11 protein-coding genes are annotated in these 13,539 nt (G+C 46.1%); 7 read left to right on the forward strand and 4 right to left on the reverse strand.

All coding sequences use genetic code 11. The annotated features are described in order from the left end of the window. Positions 1 to 416: 416 nt before the first annotated feature. From CIK89_RS07865 to CIK89_RS07875, 3 genes are all read right to left on the reverse strand, one after another. A complete protein-coding gene (locus tag CIK89_RS07865) occupies positions 417 to 2,744 on the reverse strand; it encodes a transglycosylase domain-containing protein (protein ID WP_094390836.1) in 2,328 nt (775 codons plus the stop codon). Positions 2,745 to 2,882: 138 nt separating this feature from the next. Next, entirely contained in the window at positions 2,883 to 4,217 is a 1,335-nt protein-coding gene (locus tag CIK89_RS07870; RefSeq protein WP_094390837.1) for an outer membrane beta-barrel protein, read from the reverse strand. A gap of 5 nt (positions 4,218 to 4,222) precedes the next feature. Continuing rightward, positions 4,223 to 4,837, reverse strand: a complete 615-nt coding sequence (locus tag CIK89_RS07875) for an RNA polymerase sigma factor (RefSeq protein ID WP_094390838.1) — start codon at positions 4,835 to 4,837, stop codon at positions 4,223 to 4,225. Between the two features lie 152 nt (positions 4,838 to 4,989). Here CIK89_RS07875 and CIK89_RS07880 point away from each other — a divergent pair, with 152 nt between their 5' ends. From CIK89_RS07880 to recA, 6 genes are all read left to right on the forward strand, one after another. Next, positions 4,990 to 5,592: a DUF4840 domain-containing protein gene (locus CIK89_RS07880; protein WP_094390839.1), complete on the forward strand. Its 603-nt coding sequence runs from the start codon at positions 4,990 to 4,992 to the stop codon at positions 5,590 to 5,592. A gap of 66 nt (positions 5,593 to 5,658) precedes the next feature. Continuing rightward, positions 5,659 to 5,853: a hypothetical protein gene (locus CIK89_RS13335; RefSeq protein ID WP_144007378.1), complete on the forward strand. Its 195-nt coding sequence runs from the start codon at positions 5,659 to 5,661 to the stop codon at positions 5,851 to 5,853. 56 nt (positions 5,854 to 5,909) lie between these two features. Beyond that, positions 5,910 to 6,995 (forward strand): tRNA 2-thiouridine(34) synthase MnmA, encoded by a 1,086-nt coding sequence (mnmA, locus tag CIK89_RS07885; RefSeq protein WP_094390840.1) that lies wholly within the window; start codon positions 5,910 to 5,912, stop codon positions 6,993 to 6,995. 57 nt (positions 6,996 to 7,052) lie between these two features. Then, a complete protein-coding gene (locus tag CIK89_RS07890; RefSeq protein ID WP_094390841.1) occupies positions 7,053 to 7,649 on the forward strand; it encodes a DUF6621 family protein in 597 nt (198 codons plus the stop codon). Between the two features lie 49 nt (positions 7,650 to 7,698). Beyond that, complete coding sequence (locus CIK89_RS07895) at positions 7,699 to 8,934, forward strand: saccharopine dehydrogenase family protein (protein WP_094390842.1); 1,236 nt, start codon at positions 7,699 to 7,701, stop codon at positions 8,932 to 8,934. Positions 8,935 to 8,991: 57 nt separating this feature from the next. Continuing rightward, positions 8,992 to 10,020 carry a recombinase RecA gene (gene recA, locus CIK89_RS07900; protein WP_094390843.1) on the forward strand — a complete coding sequence of 343 codons (1,029 nt, stop codon included), beginning with the start codon at positions 8,992 to 8,994 and terminating at the stop codon, positions 10,018 to 10,020. Positions 10,021 to 10,112: 92 nt separating this feature from the next. Here the strand turns inward: recA and CIK89_RS07905 are convergent, their stop codons facing one another. Continuing rightward, entirely contained in the window at positions 10,113 to 11,276 is a 1,164-nt protein-coding gene (locus CIK89_RS07905; protein WP_094390844.1) for a hypothetical protein, read from the reverse strand. A gap of 244 nt (positions 11,277 to 11,520) precedes the next feature. Here CIK89_RS07905 and dnaK point away from each other — a divergent pair, with 244 nt between their 5' ends. Then, on the forward strand, positions 11,521 to 13,449 hold the full coding sequence (gene dnaK, locus CIK89_RS07910; RefSeq protein WP_094390845.1) for a molecular chaperone DnaK: 1,929 nt from the start codon (positions 11,521 to 11,523) through the stop codon (positions 13,447 to 13,449). Positions 13,450 to 13,539: the final 90 nt, after the last annotated feature.

Here is a 13,539-nt window from a genome sequence, read left to right on the forward strand (position 1 = left end):
GTTGTATTCCTGAAAGCGGATGCAAAGGTACGGCTTTTTTCTGAACTACCAAACTTTTTCGAGAAAAAAAATGCAGATTGCATGAAACTTTTTTGCAGAGATTGATTTCTGTCAAGCCGCAAAACGGGAACTCCTTATTTATTATATATAAAGGACGTGTGGACGCGCACAATTCTTTTTCTTCATTTCCGATGGCCACAAAAGCACCTGAAACGCACCAATGCCGCTATTTCAAAGTTTCACTTTTAGAAGGAAGCTTTGCGGAAATGTGCAAAGAACGGGGGAAATTGATTTTTGCAAGGTCACTATTTGAGTCAATAAAGGACTATTATGGTTGCGATGGGGAGTTGGGATAAAAAGCACCCCCAAGAACAATTTCGCTCTTGGGGGCAGTTTTTCTTTATATCACAACGAGACTACTCGAATATATCTTCTATGTTTCCACCGGCATTGAAAGTTGCATCCAAACCACTTTCATCCATTTTGCATGGATTGTAACCTGGTGGCAGATCGAACACGGCTTCGGGTGAATAGCCTAAGCGCTTGTCTGCATAAACACTTTTCATGAAATAAGCCCAAATGGGGAGTGCACCTGATGCACCCTGGCCGATACTGGTCATGGAAAAGTGAATGTCGCGATCATCGCCTCCTACCCAACAGCCGCTAACGAGGTTGGGAGTAATGCCCATAAACCATGCGTCGCTATTATTGTTGGTGGTTCCGGTCTTTCCTCCGACTTCTCCCGTGATATTATACATATAGCGTAATCGTCCACCGGTACCTCCATCGATAACTGCTTTAAGCATATAGAGCATTTTGTGGGCGCTTTCTTCGCTGATAACCTCGTTCATGCGTGGTCGGAACTGTGCCACGACATTGCCTTCATTATCTTCAATGCGTGTTACGAGAAGTGGTGCGGTGCGGATGCCGTGATTGACGAATGCAGTATATGCGCTAACCATTTCTGCCACTGTAATATCGCATGGACCGAGGCAGAGCGACATGGATGGGTGTATTTCCGGATTATTGATGCCATATTCTCGCAACAGGGTTACGAATGCCTGCGGATTGAGTTTACTCATGAGATAAGCCGAAATCCAGTTGTTCGACTGCTGCAATCCCCATTTAAGCGTGACCATTTCGCCATAACGGGAATGGCTGCTATTGCGTGGAGTCCACGGTTTTCCTGCCACCATATAGGTTTGTTGGACATTCGGTGCGAGGTCGCATGGCGAGAATCCATTTTCCATAGCGAGTGAATAGAGGAATGGTTTGATGGTAGAGCCCACCTGTCGTCGTCCTTCCATACACATATCGTATGCGAAATGTGTGAAATTGAGTCCACCTACATAGGCTTTTACGGCTCCGTTTTGGGGGCACATGCTCATGAATCCGCAACGCAGGAACGACTTATAATAGCGTATGGAGTCAAGCGGTGTCATGATAGTATCAACTTCTCCATGATAGGTGAATACCGACATTTCTGTTTTGGTATTGAACGACTTTCGTATCTGTTCCTCAGTAGCTCCCGACTCTTTTAGCACGCGATATCGTTCGCATTGGCGTACGGAGCGCATCAGGATTTTGTTGACTTGCTCCATGGTAAGGTTACCGGAATACGGTGCACTCTTCTTTCCCTTTATCTCGCGGTTGAATGCGGGTTGCAGATATTTTACAACATGTTTATATACGGCCTGTTCGGCATATTCCTGCATACGCGAATCGATAGTGGTATAGACACGTAGTCCGTCAGAATAGAGATTGTACGTTTCACCGTTTTTCTTTCTATTCTTATTGCACCATCCGTAGAGTGGATCGTTCTCCCAGTTGATAGAATCCTGATGGAAGCGTACCATGTTCCATGATGGATAGTCGGAGCGCTCTGGCCTTTTGGCCATCATGTAGCGGCGTAGGTAATCGCGGAAATATACGGCGACGCCATCTTTATGATCGTTGACATGGAAATTGAGTTTGAGCGGTTCTGCAGTATATCGTGCACACTCTTCTTCTGAGAGGTATCCTGCTTTCTCCATCTGTGAAAGTACTACGTTTCGGCGTTCGGTACAACGGTCGGGATGGCGCACAGGATTGAAATAGGATGGGTTTTTGCAAAGTCCGATGAGTACTGCCGCCTCGTTGACAGTAAGGTCTTTTGGTTCTTTACCAAAATATGTACTTGCCGCGGTTTTGATGCCCACGGCATTGTGTAGGAAGTCGAAATAGTTGAGATACATGGAAATAATCTCGTCTTTGGTATAGTTGCGTTCCAACTGTACGGCGATAACCCATTCGATGGGTTTCTGGAGCAGACGTTCGATTACACTATGTGCGGTAGATGAATAGAGCTGTTTGGCGAGTTGCTGTGTAATAGTCGAACCACCTCCGGCACTCTTGTGTCCAAGTAGTCCGCGCTTGACTATGGCACGTCCGAGTGCGAAGAAATCGATTCCAGAATGTTCATAGAATCGCACATCTTCTGTAGCCACCAGTGCTTGGACCAGTGCTGGTGCGAGTTGTGAATAATCTACGAGGATACGGTTTTCACGGTTGTAATTCCATGTTCCCATGATTTTTCCATCGGCACTATATATCTGTGTGGCATAGCGATTGATAGGGTTTTGGAGTTCTTCGATGGGTGGCATATAACCAATCCATCCTTTCGCAATGGCCCAGAAAGCCACTACAGCGGTCAGAACCGATGCTCCAAGGAAAGCCCATAGGCATCGCACAAATATCTTTCTCATTATCAGTTAGTGGTGTTTTTATATTTCTGTGCAAATGTACTGCTTTTTGTTGAAATACGGAAACTTTTCGGTCAATAATCAGCAATACGGCACTTCCAAGGTCGGAAGCGCCGTATTCATCAATCAGAACATTTGTCATTATTTCCAGTTAAACCTTAGTCCCATGGTGAGTCCAAATCCGAAAGGATGTTCCTGATAATAGGTAGGTATCTTTGACCCGTTGTCGAAATGATAATTGACCGTTGGTTCTGCATAGATACTAAACTGCCGGTCGATCATAAATTCGCCTCCGAGTCCACCGTCTATTGACAGTTGGAGTGGACGTATGGTAACTTTTTCACTGGACATGGGGTAGCTTTCACTGTCAGGGTTTGATGTGGCGCATCTGCGTCCACTAACCATTTTCTCGACTGTGCCGCCTGCTTTGGCATAGAAGTGCAAGCGTCTGCTATTCCACAGCGTATAGTTGACATGAAGCGGGATTCCCACATAGTGCAGTTTCTGTTCCATCTGTTGAACATAATGCACGCTCTCTCTGGTGAAATCTGCCGTAAGGCGAGTGTATGAGAGTCCTGCCTCGACACTCCACCGATTGTTGATATAATAACGCATAGATACTCCAAAGCGCAATGGGAAGTGGTGTTTATAGTGTTCCTTTGGTGTAGCCGAAGCCAGTTCGATAGGTCGTAATATATCTGGACCTTTCGCCCCAAAAACCTGAGTATCAGCAGGTGGCGTTGCGTCGTACACGACAAGTTCTCCCCCTTTGTTGCCATCATTAGAGAATCCGTTGGAGAAGAATGCCTGCGCCGTGAGACGTTGGCTGTCACCATAAGCATCGTTGCCATGGGTATGTGAGAGATATTCAGATGCCTTCCGCTCACGTCCCGATACATTGGCAAGCGTGAGGCGGTTGGTTTTCGATGTGACCGGTTGAGTCTGCTCGTCGGTAGGGTTCGAGGCTGTTGCAGCAATCGTTTCAGTTGTTTCAGTTACAGCTTTGGCTGTTGTTTCGTCTGTCGCTGCCACAGCCAACGAGGATTGTTCTGTGTTTTCCACATCCACACGTTCGTCGGTTGTTAATATCCGTCGGGATTCCTTCGGCAACCGTTCGGTTTTCTGCGAATGTTGTTCGGACAGAGAAGCCAACAAGGGTTGACTGTCTGACAGAAGCTGCTTTTCTGTTTTTGCTGACAGCTGAACGCCTTGTTTTTCTGTACCGACAGAAGTCTGAATACTGGACTGCTGCGGGTTGAGGTGCGCTGGATTCCACAACAAACTGACTGCCACGCCAACACACAGGATGCCTACTGCCGCCACAGCTATCCATCGTTGACGGTAGAATACAACTTTCTTGGCTGGGCGCTGCTGTGCTGCCACGACTTGCTCCAACTCATCCCATGACAGGAGGGGAGCTGGCTGCTGATAGTCAGCCATCTTGTCTTGCAATTCTTTTCTCCACTGTTCTTTCATAGAATCTATTGTTGGGTGTTTGTATATTGTCTTATCATTTGTGCCAGCAGATTTTTCGCTCTGCTGAGTTGCGATGCCGAAGAGTCTTTCTTGATGCCCAGCAGTTGGGCTATTTCCTGATGGCTTTTGTGTTCGAAGACGTAGAGGTTGAATACCGTTCGGTATCCCGTTGGCAACCTTCTGACCATCTGTTGTATGACATCGGGGGGAATGTCGTTGACAGGCGGATCGTCTTCTTCCGGCACATCAGCCACGTCCCAGTCTATTGTCTGCCATTCGCGTCGTTTTTCTTCGCGCAGATAGCGTAACGCTTGAGTTATCACTATCTTGGTGGCCCATGCTCGGAGCGACCCTTCGCCACGATACTTAAAATCGGAAACATGGGTCAAGAGCTGCACCATACTGTCTTGCATCACATCTTTCAGACTTTCGCTATCAGTAATATAGCGCGCGCATACGGCAGTTAGCAGTCCACCATAACGGTCGTAGAACACCCTCATCGCTGCGGCATTGCCACAGCGAAGTTGTTCGGCCAACTGCTGTTCGTCTGTATCAGTATAGTGCTTCACGATGTTTTCGTTTCTATCGTTATAAAGTGCAAAAGTGGGAAAAACTTGCATAACTGCAATGGTTATTTTTGTTAAAAGACGTTAACTTATAGGTTTTCCATGCAAGTTTTCCGCAACGGCAGTCTTTATGTTGACGGAAAGAGGCACCACGATGGTGTTCTATCGCCAAAGAATTTATTAACAAAACAAATAACAGAAAAGACATGACAACAAAGAAAATTATCACTATGCTGATGGGTTGCATGGCCGCCTTTACCTTTGTGGCTTGCAACAGCGACGATGAACCCGCACGTCTGACACCTGCTGAGATTGCTCAGCGCTACGATGTTATCAAGGGTGTACACGACGGAATGATGGTTTATGCACTTTCGGGCGAAGGCACATCAAACTACAAGACCGATACTCTTGATGTAAAAATCGACATGTATAGCGACTCTGCTTTCGTAATAAAGAACATTCCTCCCAAGGCTTTCACCGTTAATCTGCCCGATGGCGATCTGAAGACAGCTATGGTGAATGCACAGCCTGTGGATCTGAAGTGTGTATATGGCTTCATGCCTTCTACTCAGATTCAGTTTCTGTTGAACCCCACTACCATGGAATACCATCTTACCTACGGCGACAAGCCTCATAAGGTTAGAGTAGCATTCTACATCAACAACTATAGTTCGTATGGTCTTTGGGATTCAAGAAAGAACCTGATGTACATGCAGATGGTTGTGGCTGGTGTATTTGAAGACGATAGCAACACCAACAAACTGTCGAAAAACCAGGTTGGTCTGATGTTCTATACCAAGAAGAAATAAAACTCATCACTAATACTGAAAAACTTACACTGTTGTCACCGGTCGCAGACACGAATCTGCTGATCGGTGACTTTTTTTATAGCCCGTCATATTCCCATGCAGGCCAAATACATCCAAAACGACCAGTCAATCCCCCATCTACCTATCCATCGAGGCAAAGGCCGGCAAGCTGCCCTGTCACCTACATACAACCCCAATCCATCAATTGGGCAAGTGGATATGATCAATATCATGCAGAAATACCAAAGAAGAAAAAGATGAAAAAAAAGATGGAAGAAACGATGGATAACTCATCTTTAATATGTAACTTTGCACACATGAATATAAAAGAACTACAAGGAAAACGCATTGCCGTGCTGCTCTCAGGAGGAGTAGATAGTTCGGTAGTGCTCCACCAACTGGCTCAGCAAGGATTGCACCCCGATTGCTTCTACATCAAAATCGGTCCTGAAGAGGAAGAAGAATGGGATTGTTCGTCGGAAGAAGACTTAGAAATGGCCACAGCCGTAAGCCATAAATACGGTTGTAAACTCGAAGTAATAGACTGTCACAAAGAATACTGGGAACAAGTGACCACCTACACCATGGATAAAGTAAAGGCAGGACTGACACCCAACCCCGACGTGATGTGCAACAGACTCATCAAGTTTGGAGCCTTCCACGACAAGCGTGGCAAGGATTATGACCTTATCGCAACAGGTCACTATGCACAGACAGAAATAGACAGCGAAGGAAGAAAATGGCTCACCACAAGTCCTGATCCGGTAAAAGACCAAACAGATTTTCTTGCACAGATATATGACTGGCAATTGAAAAAGGCACTCTTCCCCATTGGACACATGATGAAGGAAGAGGTGCGCGAAATTGCAGAAAGAGAACATCTGGTAAACGCAAAGCGCAAAGACTCACAAGGCATCTGCTTCTTAGGTAAGATCAACTACAACGACTACATACGCAGATACCTCGGAGAAAAGCCAGGCGAAGTGGTCGAACTGGAAACAGGAAAGCGCATCGGACAGCACCAAGGACTATGGTTTCACACCATCGGACAGCGCCACGGACTGGGTTTCGGAGGCGGACCATGGTTTGTGGTTAAGAAAGATGTAGCAGAAAACATACTCTATGTCAGCCACGGATACGATCCCAAGACTGCATACAAGCAGGATTTCAGAGTGCATGATTTCCATCATCTCACACTCCCACTCGATCCACAGCAGACCCATATTACCTTCAAGATACGTCATACACCAGAATACCACCCCGCCACTATCGAGCATGAAGGCGAAGGACAATTCACCGTACACTCCACACAACCCATCCACGGAGTGGCACCAGGACAATTCTGCGTTATCTACGACGAACAGCACCACCGCTGCTTGGGATCGGGAGAGATAACCGTATGAAAATAAATCGACGAGAATGTTTTGCTATTCGTCACTTTTAATGTAACTTTGCAAATTATGATACAACCCTCCATCGACAATACAACATGGAAAGAAAACGTCATCCTGGTTGATGCAGACTATATCGACAGGGTGACATTCGACCTTATCGTCAACTTTGAACGCATGATTGGGCGCCAAATACCCAAAGCCGACATGGCAAAATGGATTGACTGCATCGCACTCGACGGCGGCATGCGCGAGGGAAAACACGAGACTCAGGTCATACTGATACACGGCAAAAACAAAAAAGGCATGGATAACTTCATGCCTTCAACATTCGACGGAGAACTTGATGGAAAAGCCTTCAGCGATTCGCTCGGCGAATTTCAAATCAGTTGCGTAACCGTAGAAGAACTCGTTTCGGCAGAAGAACTCTTCACCGATGCCATGCAAATCATCGCAAATAGCGCCGACGTGAAACGAATGATGATTATCCCTGATGCTGAAAAAAACATCGAACAGGTGAAACAGGGACTCCGACATGCCGACCCCGAAAAGCACATTACCGTGTTTAGCATGCAACCCATAGCCGGAGGAAACTTCCGACAGGAAATACTCGGATACTCGCTCATGGCAGCACTCGGCATTAGGGGAGACGAAATAAAACCCTGAAACGATAACATAACTAGAAAATTATAAAAACAATAATAAAAATAAGAAAATGGGAAAAGTACTGATGATTGGTGCAGGTGGTGTGGCCACCGTAGCCGCATTTAAAATCGCACAGAATACCGACGTGTTCACCGACTTCATGATCGCATCAAGACGAAAGGAAAAATGCGACCAGATAGTAGAAGCCATCCACAAAAAAGGATACACCATGCCCATCAAAACCGCACAAGTAGATGCAGACGATGTGGAACAACTCAAAGCGCTATTCAACGACTACCAGCCCGAACTGGTCATCAACCTCGCACTGCCATACCAAGACCTCACCATCATGGAAGCATGTCTGGCTTGCGGATGCAACTATCTGGACACAGCCAACTACGAGCCAAAGGATGAAGCTCACTTCGAATACTCATGGCAATGGGCCTATAAAGAACGATTCGAACAAGCTGGACTATGCGCTATACTCGGTTGCGGATTCGACCCAGGTGTCAGCGGCATCTACACCGCTTATGCAGCTAAGCATCATTTCGACGAGATGACACAACTCGACATCGTCGATTGCAACGCAGGAAACCACCACAAAGCATTCGCAACCAACTTCAATCCAGAAATCAATATCCGCGAAATAACCCAAAAGGGACTCTACTACGAAAACGGAGAATGGAAAGAAACTGATCCTCTGTCAGTACACAAAGCACTCACCTACCCCAACATAGGACCACGTGAGAGCTATCTCATGCACCACGAAGAACTGGAGTCACTCGTCAAAAACTACCCATCAATCAAGTTAGCACGCTTCTGGATGACCTTCGGACAGCAATATCTCAACTATCTCGATGTGATTCAGAACATTGGCATGAGCAGAATCGATGAAATAGAATATGAAGCTCCACTGGCTGACGGAACAGGTACGGCAAAGGTAAAAATCGTTCCTCTGCAATTCCTCAAAGCCGTTTTGCCCAATCCACAAGATCTCGGAGAAAACTATGAAGGAGAGACTTCCATCGGATGCCGCATCAAAGGAACTAAAGACGGCAAACAGCGCACATACTACGTATATAACAACTGCTCACACCAGGCAGCCTACGAAGAGACTGGCATGCAGGGCGTAAGCTACACCACTGGTGTGCCTGCCATGATTGGCGCCATGATGTTCCTCAAAGGAATATGGAAGAAACCAGGCGTTTGGAACGTGGAAGAGTTTGATCCAGATCCTTTCATGGAACAACTCAACACACAAGGACTGCCTTGGCATGAAGTGTTTGACGGAGACTTAGAACTCTAATCCACAAACACTACACCTATTTTATAATATATACATTTATTGATACAGAAACCTACCATGGCAAAAAAAGAAAACGAAAACGAGACCATCAACGCGCAAAGCGAAAAGATGAAGGCCCTGCAAGCGGCCATGTCGAAAATAGAAAAAGAATACGGAAAAGGCTCCATCATGCGAATGGGTGACGAACAAATAGAGAATGTAGATGTCATACCAACAGGAAGCCTCAACCTCGACCTCGCACTCGGAGTGGGAGGATATCCACGCGGTAGAATCATTGAAATCTATGGTCCAGAATCTTCTGGTAAGACCACACTGGCCATACACGCCATTGCTGAAGCACAAAAGGCAGGCGGCATCGCTGCATTCATCGATGCAGAACATGCCTTCGACAGATTCTATGCGCAGAAACTGGGAGTAGATATCGACAACCTCTGGATATCACAACCCGACAACGGAGAGCAGGCACTTGAGATTGCCGACCAGCTCATACGATCATCTGCTATTGATATATTGGTGGTCGATTCAGTAGCTGCACTCACTCCGAAAAAGGAAATTGAAGGAGACATGGGTGACTCGGCTGTAGGACTGCATGCGCGTCTGATGAGTCAGGCACTACGCAAACTCACAGCCACCATCGCTAAAACAAACACCACATGTATCTTCATCAACCAGTTGCGAGAAAAAATCGGAGTCATGTTTGGTAACCCCGAAACAACTACTGGTGGTAATGCGCTGAAGTTCTACGCTTCTGTAAGACTCGATATCCGCCGCGTCAGCCCCATCAAAGAGGGTGACCAAGTCATCGGAAACCAAGTGCGCGTAAAGGTAGTGAAAAATAAAGTAGCTCCCCCATTCCGTAAAGCTGAGTTTGAAATAACCTTTGGCGAAGGAATATCGAAAGTAGGCGAAATACTCGATCTCGGCGTACAATACAACATCATACAGAAGAGCGGATCATGGTTCAGCTACGACGGACAAAAGCTCGGACAAGGACGTGATGCTGTCAAACAACTGATGAAAGACAACCCTGAACTCTGCGAAGAACTTGAAGCTAAGGTTGTTGAAACCATCAAAAACGAAGAGTAATACACAGATCACATAGATGAAAAGGCGCATCGGAAATATCCGATGCGCCTTTTATCATAGTCCCGTCTCTGGAACATATATACAATCCGAGATTATCTGCGACGACGGGTATGAGTCTTAACAGGAGTTTTACCAGAGCCTTCCGAGAAAAGATACCCGAAATAATCTTCCTTCTGACCATCTATATCACCTGTCACATTTTCATTCTTAAAAGTCACATTCTTCGTATAAAGGCGACCTGTAACAGTTTCGGAAAGTGTCAAAGTGACATACCGGCTATTACGCACAGGACGCATACCGTCAATGCGGAAAGTGGTTTCCTTAGCCATTGTCACCACACGACTACCCGCACCATTGCGGATAACCTTCATGGTAGTAGGATACTTCAAATGAACTGTTTTGTTCATATATTGGGCATAATCACCCAAAGAAGCTGACTGCTGGCGCTCGTCTTCTTCCTCAAAAGTAAACGAACCGTAGAACAGATGTTTGGCATTGTCAACAATAAACTCATCATCGCGCATACCACAATTGGTTTTGCTCATAGCCACATTCTGGAAGAATTCACTGCCATCCTTACCTTCAACGATAATCTTTACAGGGAACGAGCGAGTTCCAACACCAACGGCAACAACCTTCACTTTCTGTCCCTTCTCTACCTTCACCAAATCAGCAGCATCGCTTTCATAATCGGTATCAACATAATAATCAGTAGTGGTAGTTACCAATGTCTTGCCAACAAGCAATGAACGAGCAATATCTACATCACCCAGATAGGCTAACGTTGGCACACCTATTTTATTATAGCAATAGTCTTCATAATTGCCGTTGGGCAACTCAAAATAATACTGTTTGTTGTCATCTTGGCAAGTAAAGTTGAGCCGTGCACGACCGTTACTGCCAACAGCATGGCCACGATACACCATCACCTTGCGACGGAAATAACCGTTGCTCACCTCCTTATTATTACTTTCGTCACGGAAGGTATTCACCAACATGTCATATTTTTCAGGCAAAACCATGAAACGCATGCCATCTTGCCAGTCGCACAAACCATATCGAGGAAAGTTACGACCTACGAAATCCTGAGGCTTGTCTGCCTCTTGTGTTGTAGAACCTGCCACCTGTTTGGCATCAGTTTTTGGTGTCTCCACCTTTTTCACTCCTTTCGTCTTCACGATATAGGAATCACTTCCCTGTGCCATAACCGTTGTGGTCATTAGCGCAAGAATACCCATTGTTATCAGCTTTTTCATAATAGTTGTTTATAGTTAACGCTTGCAAAGTTACGATTTAGTAAGGGAAAAACCAAATTTTAAAGCAACAAACATGACCGAATACCATAATTAATATAAAAGCGATAGTACATCATGACACTAATACATGCCAAAATGTCATACAACACCCACTTTTAACAGCTGTCAAACACCATTTGGCACACGCTTTGCTATTAAGTTATCGTTAACATTACGAATATTAAAAATTAAAAAGAAATACATTATGGGAAAAATTATTGGAATCGACTTAGGAACAACTAATAGTTGTGTTGCCGTTTTCGAAGGCAGCGAACCAGTTGTAATTGCCAACAGCGAAGGTAAGCGTACAACACCTTCTGTTATTGGTTTCGTAAAAGACGGCGACCGCAAGGTAGGTGATCCTGCCAAGCGTCAAGCTATCACAAACCCCAAGAACACCGTTTATTCTATCAAACGTTTCATGGGTGAAACATACGAGCAGAGCCGTAAAGAGGCTGAAAGCATGCCTTACACAGTAGTCAACGAAAACGGATATCCACGCGTTGACATTGAAGGACGCAAATACACTCCGCAGGAAATCTCTGCCATGGTGTTGCAGAAGATGAAGAAAACCGCAGAAGACTACCTCGGACAAGAGGTAACCGATGCAGTTATCACCGTACCAGCATACTTCTCTGACTCACAGCGTCAGGCCACTAAAGAAGCCGGACAGATTGCAGGTCTCAATGTGCGTCGTATCGTCAATGAGCCTACTGCTGCCGCTTTGGCATATGGTGTAGATAAGGCCAACAAGGATATGAAGATTGCAGTATTCGACCTTGGTGGTGGTACATTCGATATCTCTATCCTCGAATTTGGTGGTGGTGTATTCGAAGTGCTCTCTACTAATGGTGATACACACCTCGGTGGTGACGACTTCGACCAGGTCATCATCAATTGGCTGGCAGACGGCTTCAAGAGTGAAGAAAACGTTGATTTGCGCAAAGATCCTATGGCCATGCAGCGTCTGAAGGAAGCTGCAGAAAAGGCAAAGATTGAACTGTCAAGCTCTACATCTACCGAAATCAACCTGCCATACATCACCGCTGTTGACGGTATGCCTAAGCACTTGGTTAAAACTCTGACCCGCTCACAGTTCGAGCAGTTGGCACATAACCTCATTCAGGCATGCCTCGTACCTTGTCAGAAAGCAATGGCAGACGCAAAGCTCTCTAACTCAGACATCGATGAAGTAATCCTCGTTGGTGGTTCAAGCCGTATCCCTGCCGTACAGGAGCTCGTCAAGAACTACTTCGGTAAAGAACCTTCTAAGGGAGTTAACCCTGATGAAGTAGTTGCCGTAGGTGCTGCCATCCAGGGCGCCATCCTCAACAAAGAAGAAGGTGTAGGCGATATCGTTCTGCTTGACGTCACTCCACTGACCCTCGGTATTGAGACCATGGGCGGTGTGATGACCAAACTGATTGACGCCAACACTACCATCCCCTGCAAGAAGAGCGAAGTATTCTCTACCGCAGCAGATAATCAGACCGAGGTTACCATCCACGTTCTGCAAGGTGAGCGTCCTATGGCCAACCAAAACAAGAGCATTGGCCAGTTCAACCTGACAGGTATCACTCCTGCCCGTCGTGGTGTTCCTCAGATTGAAGTTACCTTCGACATCGATGCCAACGGTATCCTCAAGGTATCAGCCAAGGATAAAGCCACCGGCAAGGAGCAGAGCATCCGCATCGAAGCCTCTTCAGGTTTGAGCGAAGACGAAATCAACCGCATGAAGGCTGAAGCTGAGCAGAATGCCGAAAACGATAAGAAGGAGCGCGAGCGCATCGACAAGATGAATCAGGCCGACTCTATGATTTTCCAAACAGAGAATCAGTTGAAGGAATTGGGTGACAAACTCCCCGCAGACCAGAAACCCGCTATCGAGCAGGCACTGCAGCAATTGAAGGATGCCCACAAGGCAGGCGACGTTGCCGCCATCGACAATGCTATCAATGCACTGAATGCAGCATGGCAGACCGCTTCACAGCAAATGTATCAGAATGCCGGTGCACAGCCAGGAGCTGGCGCTGGACAGGAGCAGGGCCCATTCTACAATGACCAGCAACAGTCACAGCAGAACACCCAGAAGGATGACAACATCCAGGATGCTGACTTCGAGGAAGTGAAGTAAGCTTGATAAGCAAACAATAAACAAACATATGAAATCCGTGTAGCTCACGTAGTTACACGGATTTTTCTTTGTGTTAATTTTTGTCATTCT

This window comes from Prevotella sp. P4-119 (assembly GCF_002251345.1).
Classification (GTDB): domain Bacteria; phylum Bacteroidota; class Bacteroidia; order Bacteroidales; family Bacteroidaceae; genus Prevotella.

Bases quoted from the DNA above. Each gene is read 5' to 3' on its own strand.
- recA (WP_094390843.1), top strand. From the start codon at position 8,992: ATGGCAAAAAAAGAAAACGAAAACGAGACCATCAACGCGCAAAGCGAA.
- CIK89_RS07905 (WP_094390844.1), bottom strand. From the start codon at position 11,276: ATGAAAAAGCTGATAACAATGGGTATTCTTGCGCTAATGACCACAACG.
- mnmA (WP_094390840.1), top strand. From the start codon at position 5,910: ATGAATATAAAAGAACTACAAGGAAAACGCATTGCCGTGCTGCTCTCA.
- CIK89_RS07890 (WP_094390841.1), top strand. From the start codon at position 7,053: ATGATACAACCCTCCATCGACAATACAACATGGAAAGAAAACGTCATC.
- dnaK (WP_094390845.1), top strand. From the start codon at position 11,521: ATGGGAAAAATTATTGGAATCGACTTAGGAACAACTAATAGTTGTGTT.
- CIK89_RS07875 (WP_094390838.1), bottom strand. From the start codon at position 4,837: ATGCAAGTTTTTCCCACTTTTGCACTTTATAACGATAGAAACGAAAAC.
- CIK89_RS07895 (WP_094390842.1), top strand. From the start codon at position 7,699: ATGGGAAAAGTACTGATGATTGGTGCAGGTGGTGTGGCCACCGTAGCC.
- CIK89_RS07870 (WP_094390837.1), bottom strand. From the start codon at position 4,217: ATGAAAGAACAGTGGAGAAAAGAATTGCAAGACAAGATGGCTGACTAT.
- CIK89_RS07865 (WP_094390836.1), bottom strand. From the start codon at position 2,744: ATGAGAAAGATATTTGTGCGATGCCTATGGGCTTTCCTTGGAGCATCG.
- CIK89_RS07880 (WP_094390839.1), top strand. From the start codon at position 4,990: ATGACAACAAAGAAAATTATCACTATGCTGATGGGTTGCATGGCCGCC.